Annotated in this window: 19 protein-coding genes and 2 pseudogenes; 7 read left to right on the top strand and 14 right to left on the bottom strand. The window is 71.8% G+C overall.

Features of this window, described 5'->3' with window-relative positions:
* Positions 1-21: 21 nt before the first annotated feature.
* From ACIBAG_RS26335 to ACIBAG_RS26300, 8 genes and pseudogenes are all read right to left on the bottom strand, one after another.
* The gene (locus tag ACIBAG_RS26335; protein ID WP_399108068.1) at positions 22-1,401 is read right to left on the bottom strand and encodes a YcaO-like family protein; all 1,380 of its coding nucleotides are present in this window, start codon (positions 1,399-1,401) and stop codon (positions 22-24) included.
* Positions 1,398-2,879: a CocE/NonD family hydrolase gene (locus ACIBAG_RS26330; protein WP_399108067.1), complete on the bottom strand. Its 1,482-nt coding sequence runs from the start codon at positions 2,877-2,879 to the stop codon at positions 1,398-1,400. Before ACIBAG_RS26330 ends, ACIBAG_RS26335 begins: the two co-directional genes overlap by 4 nt.
* Positions 2,876-3,718 (bottom strand): hypothetical protein, encoded by an 843-nt coding sequence (locus tag ACIBAG_RS26325; RefSeq protein WP_399108065.1) that lies wholly within the window; start codon positions 3,716-3,718, stop codon positions 2,876-2,878. Before ACIBAG_RS26325 ends, ACIBAG_RS26330 begins: the two co-directional genes overlap by 4 nt.
* Before the next feature lie 96 nt (positions 3,719-3,814).
* The gene (gene amiA, locus ACIBAG_RS26320) at positions 3,815-3,928 is read right to left on the bottom strand and encodes a streptamidine family RiPP (RefSeq protein WP_268256018.1); all 114 of its coding nucleotides are present in this window, start codon (positions 3,926-3,928) and stop codon (positions 3,815-3,817) included.
* 58 nt (positions 3,929-3,986) lie between these two features.
* Positions 3,987-4,806 (bottom strand): annotated as a pseudogene (locus ACIBAG_RS26315) (ABC transporter ATP-binding protein).
* A gap of 20 nt (positions 4,807-4,826) precedes the next feature.
* The gene (locus ACIBAG_RS26310) at positions 4,827-5,837 is read right to left on the bottom strand and encodes a FecCD family ABC transporter permease (protein ID WP_399108063.1); all 1,011 of its coding nucleotides are present in this window, start codon (positions 5,835-5,837) and stop codon (positions 4,827-4,829) included.
* Positions 5,834-6,922, bottom strand: a complete 1,089-nt coding sequence (locus tag ACIBAG_RS26305; RefSeq protein ID WP_399108320.1) for a FecCD family ABC transporter permease — start codon at positions 6,920-6,922, stop codon at positions 5,834-5,836. Before ACIBAG_RS26305 ends, ACIBAG_RS26310 begins: the two co-directional genes overlap by 4 nt.
* A gap of 104 nt (positions 6,923-7,026) precedes the next feature.
* Positions 7,027-8,001 carry an ABC transporter substrate-binding protein gene (locus ACIBAG_RS26300; protein ID WP_399108061.1) on the bottom strand — a complete coding sequence of 325 codons (975 nt, stop codon included), beginning with the start codon at positions 7,999-8,001 and terminating at the stop codon, positions 7,027-7,029.
* Between the two features lie 89 nt (positions 8,002-8,090).
* On the opposite strand from ACIBAG_RS26300, the gene ACIBAG_RS26295 reads away from it, so the two are divergent.
* The 3 genes from ACIBAG_RS26295 (at position 8,091) to ACIBAG_RS26285 (ending at position 10,779) form a co-directional block, all read left to right on the top strand.
* On the top strand, positions 8,091-9,293 hold the full coding sequence (locus ACIBAG_RS26295) for a hypothetical protein (protein ID WP_399108060.1): 1,203 nt from the start codon (positions 8,091-8,093) through the stop codon (positions 9,291-9,293).
* A gap of 163 nt (positions 9,294-9,456) precedes the next feature.
* On the top strand, positions 9,457-10,308 hold the full coding sequence (locus tag ACIBAG_RS26290; protein WP_399108058.1) for a class I SAM-dependent methyltransferase: 852 nt from the start codon (positions 9,457-9,459) through the stop codon (positions 10,306-10,308).
* A gap of 201 nt (positions 10,309-10,509) precedes the next feature.
* A complete protein-coding gene (locus ACIBAG_RS26285) occupies positions 10,510-10,779 on the top strand; it encodes a transcriptional repressor (protein ID WP_399108057.1) in 270 nt (89 codons plus the stop codon).
* A 152-nt stretch (positions 10,780-10,931) separates the two neighbouring features.
* Here the strand turns inward: ACIBAG_RS26285 and ACIBAG_RS26280 are convergent, their stop codons facing one another.
* Genes ACIBAG_RS26280 through ACIBAG_RS26270 form a run of 3 tightly spaced genes read right to left on the bottom strand, consistent with a single transcriptional unit; the run spans position 10,932 to position 13,638 of the window.
* On the bottom strand, positions 10,932-11,816 hold the full coding sequence (locus ACIBAG_RS26280) for a metal ABC transporter permease (RefSeq protein WP_399108055.1): 885 nt from the start codon (positions 11,814-11,816) through the stop codon (positions 10,932-10,934).
* The gene (locus ACIBAG_RS26275) at positions 11,813-12,676 is read right to left on the bottom strand and encodes a metal ABC transporter ATP-binding protein (RefSeq protein ID WP_399108053.1); all 864 of its coding nucleotides are present in this window, start codon (positions 12,674-12,676) and stop codon (positions 11,813-11,815) included. The genes ACIBAG_RS26280 and ACIBAG_RS26275 overlap by 4 nt, the downstream gene beginning before the upstream one ends.
* Positions 12,677-12,696: 20 nt before the next feature.
* On the bottom strand, positions 12,697-13,638 hold the full coding sequence (locus ACIBAG_RS26270) for a metal ABC transporter solute-binding protein, Zn/Mn family (protein ID WP_399108052.1): 942 nt from the start codon (positions 13,636-13,638) through the stop codon (positions 12,697-12,699).
* A gap of 259 nt (positions 13,639-13,897) precedes the next feature.
* Between ACIBAG_RS26270 and ACIBAG_RS26265 the strand changes: the two genes are divergently transcribed.
* Both ACIBAG_RS26265 and ACIBAG_RS26260 read left to right on the top strand, forming a co-directional pair.
* Positions 13,898-14,212, top strand: a complete 315-nt coding sequence (locus ACIBAG_RS26265) for a DUF1490 family protein (protein WP_399108051.1) — start codon at positions 13,898-13,900, stop codon at positions 14,210-14,212.
* Between the two features lie 13 nt (positions 14,213-14,225).
* Positions 14,226-16,418, top strand: coding sequence for a heavy metal translocating P-type ATPase (locus ACIBAG_RS26260; RefSeq protein ID WP_399108050.1), 2,193 nt, complete (start codon positions 14,226-14,228; stop codon positions 16,416-16,418).
* A gap of 33 nt (positions 16,419-16,451) precedes the next feature.
* Here ACIBAG_RS26260 and ACIBAG_RS26255 read toward each other — a convergent pair whose 3' ends face one another.
* Complete coding sequence (locus ACIBAG_RS26255; RefSeq protein ID WP_399108048.1) at positions 16,452-16,829, bottom strand: hypothetical protein; 378 nt, start codon at positions 16,827-16,829, stop codon at positions 16,452-16,454.
* Positions 16,830-16,930: 101 nt separating this feature from the next.
* Here ACIBAG_RS26255 and ACIBAG_RS26250 point away from each other — a divergent pair, with 101 nt between their 5' ends.
* The gene (locus tag ACIBAG_RS26250) at positions 16,931-17,242 is read left to right on the top strand and encodes an ArsR/SmtB family transcription factor (protein ID WP_399108318.1); all 312 of its coding nucleotides are present in this window, start codon (positions 16,931-16,933) and stop codon (positions 17,240-17,242) included.
* 35 nt (positions 17,243-17,277) lie between these two features.
* Here the strand turns inward: ACIBAG_RS26250 and ACIBAG_RS26245 are convergent, their stop codons facing one another.
* Together ACIBAG_RS26245 and ACIBAG_RS26240 are read right to left on the bottom strand one after the other, a co-directional pair.
* Positions 17,278-17,634, bottom strand: coding sequence for a DUF3500 domain-containing protein (locus ACIBAG_RS26245; RefSeq protein WP_399108047.1), 357 nt, complete (start codon positions 17,632-17,634; stop codon positions 17,278-17,280).
* A 119-nt stretch (positions 17,635-17,753) separates the two neighbouring features.
* Positions 17,754-17,948 (bottom strand): annotated as a pseudogene (locus tag ACIBAG_RS26240) (DUF5131 family protein); the annotation flags it as partial.
* 111 nt (positions 17,949-18,059) lie between these two features.
* Between ACIBAG_RS26240 and ACIBAG_RS26235 the strand changes: the two are divergent.
* Positions 18,060-18,335, top strand: coding sequence for a hypothetical protein (locus ACIBAG_RS26235; protein WP_399108046.1), 276 nt, complete (start codon positions 18,060-18,062; stop codon positions 18,333-18,335).
* Positions 18,336-18,771 lie beyond the last annotated feature (436 nt).

Here is an 18,771-nt window from a genome sequence, read left to right as displayed (position 1 = left end):
CGTGCTTCACGAGGCCGGCCCTCACATGTGGGGCGGAGGAGCCAGCGTGAAGTCCTCCGGTGCGCTCGGCGCGGTCGTACGCCAGCCACGGGCGACGGCGGCCTCGGCGAGGCGCGGGCAGCCGAAGTAGCCGAAGGCGGCGGGGGCGTTGGGCAGGAGCCCGGAGACGAGGACCCGGGCGACGCGCAGCGGCGTCTCGGCCACGTCCTCGGTGGTGAGGTCGAAGGTCATGATCCGGTGCCCGCGCTCGTGGAGGGCGCGTTCCAGCCGGTCCCGGCTTCCGGGCTCGACCGCGTCGATGGAGACGGTCCCGTGCGCGGGCTCGGTGAACCGCCGGGCCTGAGACGCCATCCGCTCGTCCAGCCACACCTGGACGTGCGCGCCCAGGTCCCGTACGTGCTCGAAGTGTTCACCGCACGCGTCGAGATAGCGACCGTCGGCACGGTGGTCCAGGTACAGCCCGCGGGCCAGCAGCCCGGCATCGACAGCCTGGAAGACCCAGCCGTCGGGGCCGGTGAGGCCCTGGGTGAAGACCCAGGTGTGCACGGCTTCGAGGGCCGCCTTGCGGGCAGCCTCGACGGGGTCGTACTTGCAGGCGAACCCGGCGGCGTACAGGCCGAGCCGGGGGTCGTGGACGAGCGCGGCCATGCAGGGGGCGAACTCCGAGGGCATCTCGACGAGATGGACGTCGAGCGCGGATCCGGCGAGGTCGTCGGTGAGGCCGGGCACGGTGGCAGGGTCGATGCCGCGGGTGGGGCCGTCGAGGTGCCACCACAGTTCGAGCGCGTCGCGTTCGACGATCTCCAGCAGTCCGCGTTCGACGGCGTCGTCGAAGCCCTGCCCGGTGGCGATCCCCGCGTAGTTGAGGTGGTGCGTGCGCGGCAGCGAACGCAGGTCGCCCTGGCGCCAGTTGAGGTGAGTCAGCGCGACGGGCGCCCACACCTCGGCGGTCCGGCCCTCCGCCAGCCGTTCGGTACCGCGCGTCCACAGGGAGGGCGTGTCGGCGGTGAGGGGGCGGTAGGGGAACTTCTCCCGGGCGTACTGCCAGTCGGCGTAGGCCGGCAGTTCGCCCGGACCGTACAGCCGCAGCCCCTTCTCGGCCAGTTCGGTGGCCGTGGCACGCAGGGGGGCCTCGGGGTGGCCGGGCGGCGGCACCCGGTTGCCGCAGTACCGCTCGATTCCCTCCGCTATCGCGGCTGTGCGCGCGGCCTCGGGGTCGCCGAAGGTGGTGCCGAGCGACACCCGGTCGGCGGGCCACAGGCCGAGCCGGCGGGCGTCGGCGATCTCGGCGGTGAGCGCGGTGTAGCGGGGCGGTGCGCCCACGGGGTGCTCGACGGGCTTGACCGTGCGGACGATGCCGCAGACGGGGTCGACGAGTGCTTCCAGCGGCAGCGGCGTCATCGCGGGATCTCCTCTGCGGGATCGGTGGTGGTGGGACGGGAACGGAGCACGGGTAGCCGCAGCGCCACGCTCCCGGCGTCGACCTCGCGCCGGGAGGGGAGCAAACGGGTGGCCGTGACGGGATCGACGCCGGTGTGGGGGTTGCGGGCATGGGCCGGGAAGTGGTGTCCGGCGATCTCCAGGCGGAGCCGGGTGCCCGCGGCCAGTCGCCGCGCGAGCCGGCCGAGCTCTACGGTGAACTCCGCCTCCCTTCCTGCTGGTTCCTCGCGTCGGACCACCCCGACGGCGAGCCGTTGAGCCACTCCCTCGGGGGTGAGCGCGACGAGCCGGACGGCCCAGTCGGCCGACGGCGTGCGGGCGCCGGCCCGCAGCCGCACCTGCGCGGGCCCGACCACGTCCAGCGGACGCGGCAGTGGCGCAGTGACCAGCACACAGCGGTCGGGGGGACCGTCCGTGGGGACGGCCAGGTCCGCGGACGACACGGGGCGTTCCGGATCGGCCGTGAAGGAGGAGCCGTGCAGCAGCCGCACGGGCTGCGTGCGCGGCTCTCCCTCCGTGTCGGCGGGCACCCACAGGGGGCTGCCGCCCAGGCCGACCGCGCCACGGTGCCCGTGGCCGAGGTCCCCGGCGAGGGCGCGGCGGGCCCAGCGCACGTAGAGCTCGCCGAGGCCGGCCCGGTGCGCCGGATGGGCGTCGGGTCCGGGTTCGGCGACCAGGCCGTGCCCCCAGGGGCCAAGGAGCAGCCGCGCCGACGGACCGCCCCAGCGGCGCCACAGCGCCACGGTGTCCTCGGTGAAGTGGTCGTGGTGGCCGCCCACCGCGAGCAGGGGCATCCCGGCGTGCTCCGCTGCCGCGAGGAGCCGGCCGCGTGCGCGGTGCTGCCACAGGCCCGGCCAGGAGGGCAGGCTCCGGCCGAGCCGGTCGGGGAGGCCGGTGAGCGGCAGCTGGGTGAGCAGGCCGGGGTCCGCGGCGAGGGCCTTGTCCAGGGCGTTCTCGTCGGAGTCCGGCCGGTCGCCGTGGGCCGCCCACCACCCGGCGCGGGCCAGCAGCCGTTCCACGCCCGAGGGTTCGCGGGCCGTCTCGGCGGTGCCCAGCGCGGGCACGGCGGCGATGACTGCGTCGGGCCGGGCCTCCGGGGGCGCGTCGAGCGCGAGGGCGAGGGCGCAGTGAGCGGCGTAGGAGGCCCCGGTGGCCACCAACCGCCCGTCGCTCCAGGGCTGTCGGCGGATCCAGCGGGCGGTCGCCGCTCCATCGGCGGCTTCGTTCTCGTACGGGTGCCACTCCCCGTGTGAGGCGTGCCGGCCTCGTACGTCCTGGGCCAGTGCGGCGAACCCGCGGCGGGCCCAGCCGCGCAGTTCGGCGCGGTGCCGTCTTCGGTCGTAGGGCGTGCGGATGAGGACGGCCGGGAAGGAACCGTCGCCGGGCGGCAGCTGGACGTCGGTGGCGAGCCCTTCGACGGCCACGGTGAACGGCGTCATCCGGCGTTCTTCGGTATCGGGGCGACCTCGGGGACGGGCAGAACGGGGTGCTCGGTGACCGTCAGCGTGCGCAGGTCGACGCGCCGGAGCCGGCGCCGGGCGGGCAGGCCGCCCGTGTCGGGCGAGCCGGTGATCCACCGACTGAGGTCGTCGGCGAGCAGGACGGCCAGCAGCCCCGCGGCGGGGGCGGTGAGCTGAACGGGCACACCGGACGTGCGCGGCCCGCTCCAGTAGGCGGCCAGCTCACGGTGCGCGGGTGTGGCGGCGAGGCGGCGGGCCCGGACGTGTGCCGAGGTGACGTCCCCGGGAGTGGCTGCGAGGGGCTCGACGTACGCCTGCCAGCCTTCCCGGTGGCAGCGCAGCCAGGCGATGCCGCGCTCGGGCAGCCGGTCGGCGGCGTCCCAGAGCCCTTCGGGCACGGGCCCGTCGAGGCACCACACGACTGCGGCGGGATCTCCGGCAGACAGGTCGTCAGGTGAGGGTGACGTGCTGCTGTGCACAGCCGTTCGTGGCTCTGCGCCCTGTGCGCGCAGGAGCGCGGCCAGTGGTTCGGTCAGAACCGGGTCGCCCAGCAGCCGGATGTGCCTGCGGTCTTCGGGCCATCGTGGGCGCTGCGGGCCGTCCGCCAGGTAACCGGCGTCCTCGAAGGCCCGGACGATGCGGTCGAGTTCGCCGTCCGGCTCGCCTGCGGCCGTACCGGAGAGGCGGGACAGCAGGGCGTCCTCGTACGCGTCGCCCGTCCTGACGCTGAGGAACTCCCCCTCGGCCGTGCGGACGGCGAGACCCCGCCCGGTTACAGCGACAACCTCGACACCGGGTGCGAGCCGACTGCGGGACACGTCAGTCCTCCTACGGGGGGGAAGGGGCCTTGGAAGGGCGTGGGCCCGGCCGCAAGGTGACGGACGGGCCCACGGTCGAGAGTGCTGGACCCTCGCTTACTCCTCGGTGTCCTCGAAGGGGTTCTCGACGAGCGCGTTGGAGTGGGTGGCCGAGGCGTGAGCCAGCTGACCGGGGTCGGCGATCGGCGCGAAGACCTTCTCGGTGTCCATGAACTCTCCTTTTTCGTCGGGGAGATACGGCGTTCTGGTGAGCGCCACACAGGGAACCTTAATGAATATGATTTTCATATTCTATAGGGGAGAGGGTGATCTGGGTAACACACGGGCCAGCCCCCCTCGGGATCCCGGCCGACCCGACCGGCCACCCGGAGAACGTCCGCCAGCAGCCCGGGCGTGACGACCTCCTTCGGCGTCCCGTCGGCCACCACACGGCCGTCGCGCAGTGCGACGATCCGCTCGGCGAACCGGGCGGCGTGCGCCAGGTCGTGCAGCACCATCACGATGGTGAGGCCGCGTTCCTCGCGCAGCCGCGCGACGGTCTGCAGCACGTCGAGCTGGTGGTGCAGGTCCAGGTACGTGGTCGGCTCGTCGAGCAGCAGGACGCGGGTGTCCTGGGCGAGCGCCATCGCGAGCCGGACCCGCTGCCGCTCGCCCCCGGACAGCGCGTCGACGTCACGTTCGGCCCACTGCTCCACACCGACGTCACGCAGTGCGCGGCGTACGACGGGGTCGTCGCCCTCGCGCAGCATGCCGAGCGGGCCGCGCGCCGCGTACCGCCCCTGCCGGACGAGCTGCCGCACCGTCATGCCGGGTACGGCCGGAGCCGACTGGTGCAGCAGCGCGACCCGTCGGGCCGTGGCGCGGCGCGAGAGCCGGGCGAGGTCGTCCCCGCCGAGCAGCACGCGCCCCCCGTCCGGCGGCAGCAGCCCGGCGGCCAGCCGCAACAGGGTTGATTTCCCACAGCCGTTGAGGCCGATGAGGGCGGTGAGCTCGCCGGGTTCGACGGTCATGTCGACGCCCCGCAACACGGGTTGCCCGGGGTAGCCGAAGTGGACCCCCTCGACGCGGATCCCCACGGACTCGGTCATGCTCTGTCCTTAAGTCGACATCAGAACGTACGGCTCGGCGCGCGGCGTACGACGATCAGCAGCAGCGCGGCCCCGAGGCAGGCGGTGAGGGCCCCGACCGGCAGCGTGAGCCGCCCGGAGTCCAGCGCGGCCGCCAGCAGCCGCGAGGACAGCTGCGCTGTCGCGTCCGCCCCGCACACCACGGCCGCGCCCACCAGGGCGGCGCCGGGCAGGGTCAGACGCAGGTCGGCGCCGAAGACGGCCACGGCGAGGTGCGGCACGAGCAGCCCGACGAACCCCAGCGCCCCCACGGCCGCCACCGCACCCGCCGTCAGCGCCACCGCGCACAGCAGGGCGAAGGGCCGGGCACGCCTCACGGAGAGCCCGGCTGCGAGGGCGGTCTCGTCCCCGCAGCGCAGCAGGGTCAGCGGCCCGGCCAGCAGCCAGGCGGCGGCACCCCAGGCCAGCGCCCAGGGCCACAGCAGGTGCCAGTGCTGCCACACACGGCCCTCCGTGGTGCCGACGAGCCACTGCACCACACTGCCGAGTTCGCCAGGATCGACGAGCAGCACCATGGCCGTGAGCCCGCCGAGCACCGCCGACACCAGCACCCCGTGGACGGCGGTCTGCGCGGGGTCGCTCCGGCCCCGCCCGGCGAGCAACCACAGCAGCGCCGCTCCGGCGCAGCCGCCCACACACGCGGCGACGACCACGGCGAGGGGCGATTCCCACCCCGCGAGTCCGAGGCTCGTCGCGGCGACGGCTCCGAGCACGGCGCCCGGCGTCACCCCCGTCACCTCGGGGCCGGCGAGGGGGTTGCGCAGCGCCGACTGCAGTACCAGACCCGCCAGGCCGAGGCACGCCCCCGCGCCGAGGGCCACCAGCAGCCGGGGCAGCCGGAGCTGGAGCAGGATGTGCCGCTCCGTCGTATCGCCGCCCCCGCCCAGGACGTCCCAGACCACGGCCGGGGACATGCCGCGTCCGGCCACCAGTTCCACACCGGCGCATACGACGGCGAGTGCGGCCAGCACCGTAAAACGCTGCCGGTTCACCGGACCTCCTTCCCCGAAGGGGCAGAGGGCGCGGCTTGCGCACCCTGCGGCGCCGGGCTCACGGCATCGGCACCCGCCGCTCCGCCGGCGCCGGAACCGGCCGCTCGGCCGACATCGGCGCCCGCCGCTCGGCGCCGGACCGCCGGCCTGCGATTGCCCGACCGGAGCAGAGCAACCCCGGCGGGCACGCCGAGCAGGGCGGTCCACGCGCCGACCGGCATCTCCACAGGTGCCAGCGCAAGCCGGGCCGGGACGTCGGCGACGGCCACGACGACGGCGCCCCACGCGGCGGACCAGGGCAGCCAACGCACCGCATCCGCACGGGGGTTGAACCATCGCGCCAGGTGCGGAGCGAGGAATCCGACCCACGCAACCGGCCCGCACACGGCCGTCACGGGCGCTATCAGCACGACGGCGATGGCCAGCGCGGCGAACCGTGCCCGCTGTGCGCGCACGCCCAGCGCCTCGGCATCCTCGTCCCCCAGCCGCAGCACCGAGAGCACCGGCGCGCACAGCACAAGCGCGGGAACCGCGACGAGCAGCCACGGCCACAGCCCGGTGACGTCGTCCCATGTACGGGCGGAGAGCGAACCGAGCAGGTAGCGGTAGATCAGCTGCAGGTCGAGTTGGTCGGCCATGACCATCAGCACGAGCAGCGCGGCCTGCAGCGCGGCGGCGACCGCGGCGCCGGTCAGCAGCACGGCGGACGGGCTGCGCCCCAGCCCCGCGGCGAGCAGCGTGAGCCCGCCGCCGAGCGCGGCCCCACCGATGGCCGACAGGGGCTGGACAGCGGCGGGGAGGGACACGGACAGAACCAGCGGGGCAGCCACCCCGAGCGCGGCCCCGGACGACACACCGAGCATCTCCGGTACCGCCAGCGGGTTGCGCAGCGCCTCCTGGAGCACGAGCCCCGCCGCACCCAGACAGGCGCCGGCGACCAGAGCCAGCACCAGGCGGGGCACGCGCAGTTCGGTGACGACGATGCCGGTGAGCGTGCTGTCCGAGTCCAGCAGCGCACCGGGCAGCCGGTGCAGCGGGACGTACGGGGTGCCCAAAGTCAGCGCGCAGGCCGACGCGGCGAGCAACAACGCGACCACGGCGGGCAGTTGCCATACTCCCGCGCCACGCACGGACCGCCTTGCGCTCGCCGCCGTGTCACCCGCCGCGGTGTGTGTCGCGGTGGGCGCGCTCACCGCAGCGCGGCCGTGGCCTCATCGAGGACGACGCCCAGCGAACGAGTACCGCGTCCCTTGGCCCACACCTCGGAGTCGACCTCGTGGACGTCGCCGTTCTTCACCGCCGGGATCTTGCCCCACAGGGGGTTCTTCGCCAGCTTCTCCGACAGCTTGCCGTCCGCCTCGCCGAAGCTCATCGTCTCGACGAACAGCACGTCGACGTCCGCCGCGAGGATCTCCTCCAGGCTGTAACTTCCCTCCACGCCACGCGACTTCCACGGGTAGTCCGCCAGCTTCGGGAACAGGCTGGCGCCCACGTCGGTCTCCGGGGTGGCGACGCCGAAGTTCTCGTCATTGCCGTAGATGATGAGCGCGGTCTTGTCGCTCCTGGTCTTCTCGGCCTCTGCGAGCTTGGTGCGGAAGGCCTTCTCGGCCTTCTCACCCTCGGCCGTGCGGCCGGTGAGCGCGGCCACGTCGCGCAGGTAGCCCACGCTGTCCTCCCACGTCCCGGGCTGCATGGGCCAGAACGTGGTGGCGTCCTTCAGCGCCGGGGCGAGCTTGCCGTGGGTGTCCTCCAGGCCGATCACGAGGTCGGGCTTGCGGGAGAGGATCGCCTCCACCTCGGGCGCGATGAACCCGCCGGGGATGACATCGACCTCCTTGGCCTTCTTCTCCCCCAGGAAGTCGGGGTGGGCGAGGAGCGCGCTGTTCGTGGCCGCGGGGACGATGCCCAGTTCGGTCAGGATGTCGTCGCAGAGCGCGAACAGGCAGACGATGCGTTCGGGCTCCTTCTTCAGGGAGACCTTGACACCGTTCGTGTCGGTCAACGCCCGTGCCGCCTTGATGGGTTCGACGGTGACATCGGTCTTCCTGGCGGCCGTGGTCTCCTCGCTCGCCGGTTCGGCGGACGTGCCGCAACCGACCAGGGCCGAGCCCACGATCGCTGCGGTGATCCAGCCTCGGACCAATCTCGACGGTGAGCGCAGCATCGATGCCCTCGCTTCTTCTCAGGGGTCCCGGAACGCACCGAAGATACATGATAATCATTTTCAGTAGACCCTTTTTCATGGAGGCTTCGATGACCGCCGCACCTGCTGTGCTGCTCGTGTCCGACCACGTGGAGGGATGCGTCCACGTACTGACCGTGCCGGACGGAACCGAAACCGGCCGCCTCACCGGCCGTCATCTCTCCGAGCACGCGGGGTTCCTGGCGCTGGCGGGCGGACGGGTCGCCTGCGTCGACGACCGCAGGGGCGAGCTGCTCGTGCTCGATCCGTTCGGCGACGAACCGGTCGAGGCGGCGATCCCGGTGGCCGTGCCGGCCGAGCACCTCGCCTGCGACCCCTCCGGCCGGTGGCTGGCCGTCACGACGGGCCTCGGCGAGAACGCCGAGCCGTGGTCGGACCTGCTGACGGTCGTCGACCGGACCACGGGGGACGTGGCCCGGGTGCGCACGCGCATCGGCGAACCAGGTGTGACGGTCCTGGGCAACGGCGATCCGCTGGTCGTCCTCCGGCACAGGGAGCCCGGCGCCTTGGCCGTACACCGTTTCACCGACCTGCTCGGGGCACCGCCCGGCTGCCCCACGGTCACACCCACCGCCCACCTGACCCTGCCGGACGACGGACACGGCGACGCCCACGACCCGTACACCGCCCGCATCTTCGCGGCCACCGGCGAGGGAGTGCACCAGGTGAGCCGCGAGGGCGACACGCTCGCTCCGCGCCCCCTGATCCCCTGGAAGTCGCCCGCCCGGGGCTGGTATCTGCGACTCGACACGCGGCGCCCCGCACTGTGGTCGACCCTGCGCGGCGGCCCGGCGGACCCGCTGCGATGGGCGGAGTGGACGAACCAGGCGTGGTGTCACGACCTCGACACCGACCGTACGACCCTGACGGAGCTCGGCCCGGGACTGGTCTTCCGGCTGGCCCTCACCAAGGACCACACCGCGTTCACCCGCATCCACCCGGACGGCGACGAACTGATCCTGCTGGACGCCGACGGCGAAACCGCCCACCGCGCCGCCCTCCCCGCCATGGACGGGGCGCCCCGCCGTGGCGGCACCCCCTGGGAGGGCGTCCAACGCCGCGCGGTGGCCGCCTCACCGGGCTCCGACTGGGTCGCCGTCACCCGCGGCGGCCACGGCGAAGTCCACGTCTTCGACGCCCGAACAGGCAGCGAAGCAGCCCGATTGAAGCTGGACACACCCTTGGACCACGGCGGCCAGGCGATGCTGCGCACACAGACCGACGGCGCCGAAGGCGACCCCGTGGGACGGTGACAGCAGATCCCCCAGGCCCTGCCAGTGGCCCGTCGGCCTGCGCACGTCCTGCATGCCACTGGCGGGCGGCGGGGACCGAGCGGCTCGACCGACCTGAGCAACCTCCCATATTGGAACCCATTTTCATATAGCGTCGAAGCCCCCGCAGGCGAGGGAGGTAGCCGTGGCAGCGCACGCAGCACGTCTGGGCACCGTCCAGGAAACGCTTCTCATCCCCCTGTACGGCCGGGCAGTGGAGACCCGCAAGCAGGACGCGGCCCTGCGCGACCCTCGGGCCGAGGAGATCGTCGCGTCGATCGACTACGACTTCACCCGCTTCGACGATCTGCCCAGCCTGATCGGCACTGTCCTGCGTACAAGCCTGTTCGACCGGTGGGTGGCGGACTTCCTCGCCGCCCAGCCCACCGGCACCGTGGTGGAGATCGGCACCGGCCTCAACACCCGCTACGAGCGCGTCGACAACGGGCAGGCCCGCTGGTTCGACCTCGACCTGCCCGACGTCATCGAGCTGCGCAGGCGGTTTGTCACCGACAGCGGGCGCCGGACGATGCTCGCCGCGTCGGTCACGGACGAGACGTGGACCGAAGCGGTGGTCGCCCAGTCGGACGGCCCGTACTTCTTCGCCGCCGAAGCCGTTCTGCCCTTCCTCGAGGAGGGAGACGTACGGCACGTCATCGACCTGCTCGCCGACCGGTTCCCCGGCTCTCTGCTGGCCCTTGACACCGCCGGCCCCGGCTTCATCGACACCCAGAACCAGCACGACGCGCTCAGCAAGGTGGACGCCCGCATGCGGTGGGCCTGCGCGGACCCGGCCCAACTCGCCGACCGCCGCCCGGGATCCCGCCTCCTCGCCTCCCACACGCTCACCAGCCTGACGTCCGGGATGCACGACAAGCTCCCGGCCGCGTACCGGGAGATGCTCTCCGGCCTCGCCGCCCAACGGCTGCCCCAAGTCGAGGAATACCGCCTCAACCTCATCCGGCTGCCACGGACCGGCCGACCGCCGCTGAGGTGACGGCCGGCCACGGCCGTGCCCTTCAGGCCGACGCGGACGGTGCAGCGTGCAGCCCTCGTGGCCCGCGCCCCCCCCAGCGGCGGCGGCAGCGTGCCGACCAGATCCGAGGTGACAAGGCCGGCGACGAAAACCCCGGCGCGGGAATCGTCGCTGACCCCGCCCCGACGAACATCGCCTTGCAGTCAGCGGAGGTGATCGGCCGTGAGCGGCCGGACCACCCCGCAACGAATCGCTGTCATGGGTGCGCTCGTCGGTCATCAGGACTTCGTGTCCGCCCAGGAACTGCGCGCCCTGCTCGCCGCGGACAGCGTCCGCATCGGCCTGACCACGGTCTACCGCGCCCTGCACGACCTGGAAGCGTCGGGAGGCGCGGACGTCGTACGCGACGACGCCGGCGAACGGCTTTACCGGACGCGCCCCGCATCGACGTCGGCCCGTCGGCATCACCCGCCTCGATGTGGCCGGGCCTGAAGACGACATTCACCCCTGGTGTCGTGGAACACCCGGCGTTCTGCACGCCGTTCCCGGCAAGCATGATCGCGGCACCGGCCTCACAGGCCGGCTGCGAGCCGCCCGGACCAGAGGCGCCGGCTGGTGGGTGAGCCTGGCTCGCGGCTGGTGGGTCAGCCGGGCTCGGGCGCGGGACGTGCGGCGACTGCCCACTGTCGCGTCCGGTAGGTGCCCACCAGTCGGCAGACGATGTAGATCGTGAAGGAGATGGTGGTGACGTAGGGGCTGATCGGGATGCTGCTGCCCAGGGCCAGCAGGATCCCGCCCTCGATGGAGAGCACCGCGAACACCACGCTCAGCACGGGCAGCAGCACAGGTGAGGCCGTGACCCGGGCAGCGGCGGCCGCCGGGGTGACGAGGAGGGTGAGGACCAGCAGCGCCCCGACGATCTGCACGGACAGCGCGACCGCGAGGCCCAGCACGATCATGAAGGCGAACGAGAGTCCGCGGACCGGCACACCTCGTGCCTCGGCCACGTCCGGGTCGGCGCTGGCGAAGGTGAGCGGTCGCCACATGGCCGCCAGCGCCACGAGTACCACGGCCGACGTGCCGAGCAGCCAGGACATCTGGGGGGTGTCGACGGCGACGATCTGCCCGGTGAGGAGCCCGAACTTGTTCGCCGCCCGGCCCTTGTACAGGGCGAGGAACAGCACGCCGAGACCGAGGCCGAACGGCATGAGTGTGCCGATCACCGAGTTGCGGTCCCGGGCGCGCGCCCCGAGCAGCCCGATCGCCCCAGCCGCGATCAGTGAGCCGACGATCGAGCCGCCCACGATGTTCACGCCCATCAGCAGCGCGGCCGAGGCCCCGGCGAAGGACAGTTCGCTGACCCCGTGTACCGCGAAGGGCAGGTCCCGCATGAGGACGAAGACCCCCACCAGACCGCCGATCAGACCGAGCGCGGCGCCGGCGATGAGGGAGTTGCGGACCAGGGCGAGCAGTTCGCCGTAGTTGTCGAAGTTGAAGATCTGCTGCCAGATCCCGTCGGCGATCGTCATGGCCGTACCTCATGCGGAAGTTCGGGGTGATGCGGCGGTTCGGCCACCTCGTCGGGCACGCCCACTACCGTGATCCGGCCCTGGACGCGGACGACGTCGACCTGCGTGCCGTACAGCTGCGAGAGCGCTTCGGAGGTCAGCACCTCGTCGGGTGTGCCGACCCGGAAGCCGCCGCGGGCGAGGTAGAGCACGCGGTCCACGAGTCCCAGCACGGGGTTGATCTCGTGGGTCACGAAGACCACGGCTGTGTTGTGCGAGCGACGGCGGGCGTCCACCAGTTCCGTCACGGCGCGCTGGTGGTGCAGGTCGAGGGAGAGCAGTGGTTCGTCGCACAGCAGGATTCGCGGGTCGGTCGCGAGCGCCTGCCCGATGCGGACGCGCTGCCGTTCGCCGCCGGAGAGCAGACCGACGGGCACGTCCGCGTAGGCGGCGGCCCCGACGGCTTCGAGGACTTCGTCCACGCGGTGGCGTACGGCGCCCGTGCGCAGCCGGGGTCCGAACCCGTGGCCGTCGATGCCGAAGCGGACCAGGTCCCGGGCACGCAGCATCGCGTGCGCGGACAGCGTCGCCTGCTGCGGGACATAGCCGATGTGCCGACTGCCCTTGCGGGGCGGGCGCCCCAGCACCGTCAACGTGCCGGCGGACAGCTGCCGCTGCCCCAGCAGGGCGCGTACAAGGCTGGTCTTACCCGATCCGTTGGGGCCGAGCACGGCCAGGAACTCGCCGGGCCGCACATCGAGATCGAGGTCCTGCCACAGCACGCGGTCACCGTAGGACAGGGCCGCGCCGCGCAGGCTGATCACCGCGGCGTCCGCGCCACGGTCCGGGTGCTCGCTCGTGCTCTGGCGGGCGCGGGGCAAGGAGGCCACGGTGGGCTGCCTCACTTGGCCAGCGCGCTCGCGAGCGCGTCGACGTTGGCGGTCATCCAGGCGACGTAGTCCTTGTCCTCGGGGAGCGTCTCGGTGACGGGGACGACCGGGATCCCGGCGGCCTTGGCGGCCTGCTCGACCTTCTCGGTCTGGGGGCCGGAGGTCTGCTCGTTGTAGACCAGCGCCTCGACCTTGTTGCCGGTGAACAGTTCCAGCGTTTCCTGCAGGGTCCGCGGGGAGACGTCGTCGCCTTCTTCGATGGCTTCGCTGAATGCCTCGGGCGTGGCGTTCTTCAGTCCGCTCGCCTCGACCATGTACAGCGGCACAGGCTCGGTGATGGCCACCTCTTCGCCGCCGTGGTCGGTCTTGATCCGGGCTTCCTTCGTCTCCAGCGGCTTCAGCTTCGCCTTGAAGTCTTCCGCGTTCTTGGTGAAGGTGGCAGCGTCGTCCGGGTCGGCCTTGCCCAGGGCGGCGGCGATGCTGTCCGCCACCTTGCCGACGGTGGGGAAGTCGTACCAGACGTGCTCGTTGAGCTCCCCGCCTACGGGGGCGGTCTTCCCTGAGACTTTGACCGCGTTGATCACCTCGGCTGAGGAGTTGTCGCTGCTCTGCAGCATCCGGTCGATGAAGTCGTCGTAACCGCCACCGTTTTCGACGACGACCTTCGCCTTGGAGAGCGCCAACTGGTTCTGGGTGTTGGCCTCGTAGGAGTGCGGGTCCTGGTCGGGGTCACTGATGATCGACGTGACCTTCACCTTCCCGCCGCCTATCTGCTCGACGAGGTCGCCGTAGACGTTCGTCGAGGCCACCACCGGGACGGCGGACGAGGAGACGGGGCTCTGCGAGGCGTCGGTGCCGCCTGCGGAGTCGGAGGAGCTGCCGCAGCCGGCCAGGAGAACCAGGGAAGCGCCGGTTATCAGCGGCGCCAGACGCCGGGACGAGGACGCACGCATGGAGGATCCCTCCGTAGCAAGGTGAGTTGTCCGCCGAGCTCAGCCCGTCCCGGCTTCGGCACACGCTAGATGGAAACGGATGTCAAGACCGTCATTCGGCCATCCGATATGGAAATCCTTACCAAGAACTTAACGCGGGCCGCCTCGGCCTGCGCGGCCACAGGCGTGGTTCAGAACGACTGGTGCGCGATGTCCGCCGCGGGGCGAGAATGGACTTACCGCGTCGAAGACGGAGGAATCCGTTCCGCGGAAGGAGACCATGATGCATCCCGCCGCTCTTGCGGGTGCGGTCGTGGGCCGCATCACGCACTACGCCCTGTCCGGAACCGCCGGCGTACTGGTCCTACGGGGAGTCGCCAAGGCCGCACCCAAAGCGAAGCCCGCGGCCCGCCGGCTTCTGGTCAGCGGCATCGCCGGCGGCATCACGACGGGGCGACGGCTGGGAGAAGCCGCCGAGGAAGCCCGCCTGAGGGCAGGAGACCTGCTGGCGGAGGCCAGGGAGCAGATGGGTGAGGATGCGCCGCCGCCCTCGGCGGTCGGTGTCGAGGGGCACGACCACGACCACGAGCACTGAAAGGGCGGTCGCCATGTCCGGCTCCGGCGTGGTGGTGCGGTCGGCTGCCGCGGGGCGCGTACGGCTGACAGTGCCCTGGCTGCGGGCGCGGCCGGGCTGTGCCGGGATCGTCGATGAGCGGTTCACGGATCTGCCGGGCTTCCGGGCGCTGCGCATCTTCCCCCGCACCGGCGCGGTGATCGTCTGGGTGCAGCCCGACCTGGTCGACCTCGACCGACTGGTCGCCGCCCTCGCCGAGGCTCCACCGCCTGAGGTGCGCGCCAGGGCCAGCCGGTCCGTGCCCGACTCCTCCACGGGAGAGGTCGCGCGGCTCGTGGTCGGCGGTGCGGTGCTCGCCCTGGTGGGACTGCGGCGGCTGCTCGGCCGACCTCCCTGGACCCCGGGGGGCTCGGCCGGATTCCTGGGCGCGGTCACCGTCTTCACCGGGCTGCCGTTCTTCCGCGGCGCCGCACGCACCCTCGGCGGCAGACGCCACGCCGGCACCGACCTGCTGGTGACAACAGCGACCGTTATCTCGCTCGTGCTGCGCGAGAACGTGGTCGCGCTGATGGTGCTGTGGCTGCTCAACATCGGTGAGTTCCTGCAGGCCATCACCCTGCGCCGGACCCGGCGCGCCATCGAGGAACTGCTCTCCATCGGGGAGGAGCGGGTCTGGCTGGTCCGCGACGGCGTGGAGGTCGAGGTCGACCTGGCGGAGATCAGGACCGGGGACGTGGTCGCGGTCTACGAACACCACCGCATCCCCGTCGACGGCACCGCCGAGTCCGGCGAGGCACTGGTCGACCAGGCGGCGATCACCGGTGAGGCGCTGCCGGTGTACGTGCAGCCCGGCACCGAGGTCTATGCGGGCACACTCGTATCCAACGGCTCCCTGACCGTACGAGCCACCTCGGTCGGGCAGGACACGGTCGTCGGGCGGATCATCACCCGGGTCGAGGAGGCACAGGCCGACCGGGCCCCGATCCAGACCGTCGCCGCCGCCTTCACCCGCCGCTTCGTCCCCGTCTCCTTCGCCCTCGCCGGCATCACATACGTCCTCACCCGGGACGCCCGACGAGCCATGACCATGCTGCTGATCGCCTGCCCCTGCGCCGCGGGCCTGGCCACCCCCACGGCGATCAGTGCCGCCATCGGCAACGGCGCCCGCCGCGGCACCCTCATCAAGGGCGGCACCCACCTGGAAGGCATCGGCCGCGTCACCGCCGTCGTCTTCGACAAGACCGGCACCCTCACCCTCGGCCGCCCCCTGGTCACCAGCGTCGTCACGCTCGACGAAACGGTCACCGCGGATGAAGTGCTGAGCCTGGCCGCTTCCGGTGAGCTGCACGCACGGCACCCGCTCGCCGAAGCCATCGTCCGGCGCACCGAGGAACAACACCTGCACATCCCCATCCACCAAGCCTGCGAAGTCGTCCTCGGCATGGGCGTACGCGCCGAACTCGACGGCAGCCGCCTGCTCGTGGGCAGCCCCGCCCTCCTGCGCCGCCACGGCCTCGAACTCACCGACGTGGCCCAGGAGTGGACGAGCCGACTGCGCGCCGGCGGCGAGACCGTCATCTGCCTCGCCCACGACGACAAGCTCATCGGCATGCTCGGCCTGTCCGACGCCGTACGCGGCGGAGCCGACACCGTCGTCCGCCAACTCACCGACCTCGGCGTCACCCGCATCGTGCTGCTCACCGGCGACGCCCCCGAGACCGCCCAGGCCGTGGCCGACACCCTCGGCATCACCGAAGTCCACGCCCACGCCCTGCCCGAGGCCAAACTCCAGCTCATCCGCGACCTCCAGGCAGCGGGCCACAGCGTCGCCATGGTCGGCGACGGCACCAACGACGCACCCGCCCTCGCGCTCGCCGACGTCGGCATCGTCATGGGCGCCCACTCCTCCCACGTCGCCCTCGAGACCGCCGACATCGCCCTGGCCGGAAACGACCTGCGCCAGGTCGCCGCCGTCGTCGAGCTCAGCCGCCACACCCTGCGCGTCGTACGGCAGAACTACACACTCTCCATCGGCGTCAACCTCGCCGGCCTCATCGCCGGCGCCGGCGGCTCCATCAACCCCGTCCTGGCCGCCCTGCTGCACAACACCAGCAGCATCGCCGTCGTCGCCAACTCCGCCCGCCTCGTGGGCCACACCCCCCACCTGCCGAGCGACACCGCCGCACGCCTGCGCGCCGCACCGCTGGAGGAACGGCGCGTGCGCTGACCACAAGGGCTCTCCCAGCCCCGTGCGTGTCCCTCAGTTGAGGTGGGCAACCTGCTGCGGAGCAGGCGCCGCGCGCAGGGTGTCGGGCAGCGTGCCGTCGTCCGGCATTCCGGCCCGCAACCACGCCCCGACAACCTCGGCCTCGGCCTCGGTGACGATCGGGCCCAGGCGTACGACGGCTCCCGTGGGCCTGCGATCCGCCGCGCACGGCTGCACGGCAGCATGGACACCGCGCCGTCGGCGGCAGTGCAGGAGCCGTGCCAGACAGCCGGTGGAGACCGTGATCCCCTGGCGGCAGCTCCGTACGCCTCGCCGCAATCCGTCCATCTCCTCCTCGTCGGCGGCATCGCAGGTGACGCAGACGACGTGGGCGAAGGGCCGGTCCAGGCGGCCTCGTGCGGTGTCACTCATGCACAGGCTCCTTCCGTGCGGTCAGGTGGTGAGGAGGGACGCGAGCGCCGACACGAATCGGACCGGAAATCATTGCCACTTGCTAATATGCGCATGTGGCAATGACTCCCCCCTCGACAACCCCGGCAGACGAACCGCTACGCGCCCTGGAGGCCGCCAGCGACCTGCTGAAGGCGCTGGCCTCCCCGGTCCGCCTCGGCATCGTGCGCGAGCTGTCAGAGGGGGGAAAGTACGTCCACGAACTCGTCGCCGCCCTGGGGGTGAGCCAGCCACTGGTCTCGCAGCACCTGCGGGTCCTGCGCAACTCCCGCATCGTGACGACCCGCCGCCAGGCCCGCGAGATCCATTACCACCTCACCGACGAGCACATCGCCCACATCGTCCTGGACGCCATCCGGCACGCACAGGAGTAGTCCGGCGCCGCCACGGCACGACAGCGCCATCCGCCTCAGCGCGGGAGAGCGCGCTCCCGGTGTGCGGCCAGCTCGCTGAGGCCGAAGTCCGAGCGCGGGTCGCGCCACACCGAGTGGGCGTGGTTGCCGTTTCGCTGGGTGTTGTTGTACTCGATGAGGATGCTGGGGCCTTGGACCCGGTAGTAGTGCGATTTCCCCTTCTCGGGGCCGCCTGCCCAGCCGACGTGGACCTCGTCGAGAACGGAGTCACGGGCATAGTGGGCGTCGTATGCCGCGGCGAGGTCCTGCGGGGCCCGGCCGGTGTAGCGGGTGAGCAGTCGCCTCAGCAGCTGGCGTTGGTCCTCGTCCAGGTCCCGTGCGCTGATGCCCTTGGGAGGGATGGTGATGGCCACGCGCGCGTGGTCGGCAGCGGTGTAACCGCTGCTCGCTTCCGCCTGACGGTCGATGTCGTCTACGAGTTTGTCCAGGGTGGGGTCTGAGAACCGTCCCCGCCACAGGTCTCGCAGGTGCACCCAGGGCCGCTGGTCCGCGGATCACCATCCCGCTGGTATTTCGCCTGACCCATCGCCTTCAGCCGCATGGCCAGCTCCAACGCACAGCAGTTGTCACAACCAGGCGAGATCCGGTCGCGGCCCGTCGTGGGATTCCAGGTGACCTCGGTCCACTGAGCCCACGCGCTCGCTTCGCGACGACATGACCGGACCAACCACCCGGTGACCCGAATGGCTCGGCCGCGGTGCAAGATGGGCGCGTGCTTCCTCCACGCTTGCTGTGGCGTGATCCGCGGCCCATCCCCCGGTTCAATCGGCAGGAACCGGTGACCCAGATCGTCTGTGATACCGGCTTCTACGAGCCGAGCGATGAGGACGGCTGCTCAAGGTATGTGTACTTCTGCCAGGCGCATGACCGCCAATACCGGCACGAGTCCTGCGGGGAAGGGCCGCATCTCATCGCCCTGCACTGCCAAGAGCACGGGCCGGAGAACATGTGGCCGCATCCGCTCATGCTGATGTTCCCAGAAGGGTTCGACCCTCCGCTGAGCGACGCACAGCTGGCCTGGGTACGGTCGGACGACGACGCTGTCGAGGCGTGATCCGAAAGAGGCGGCCTAAGTGCGTTGCGGCAAACGGAATCCCTGCTCGATGAGCAGGGACTTCTCATCGTCCGCACAGAAGCGGAAGATCGCCGGCACATCAGCAGTCGGCCAGACCTGCAGGTTCGGGCACTCAACATCCGCCGAACGGGGCAGCACGGCCTCCGCGCGAGGCACCTGAAGCTCCTCCTCGCCTTCGCCGTACTGGTGCTGCCAGCCCCTCTCCGCGAACTCAGGCCCGGGGCGAAGAAGCAGTTCACGTCATCCCACATCAGATCAGCCACACCGCCACGCTGCCCGGCACCCGGGCTCACCGCAGCCCCGTTCCCTTGCCCAAAGGCACAGGGTCCCTGCGGCGGCAGGGAGCACGAGCTCAAGGCAACCTTCTGTGTCAGTCCGCTGAAGTATCCTTCCCGCCGCCGCACACCGACCGGGA

Source organism: Streptomyces sp. NPDC051243, assembly GCF_044455405.1.
Lineage (GTDB): Bacteria > Actinomycetota > Actinomycetes > Streptomycetales > Streptomycetaceae > Streptomyces.
Note: the sequence above shows the minus strand (reverse complement) of the source record. Positions and strands in the feature narration are given on the sequence as shown.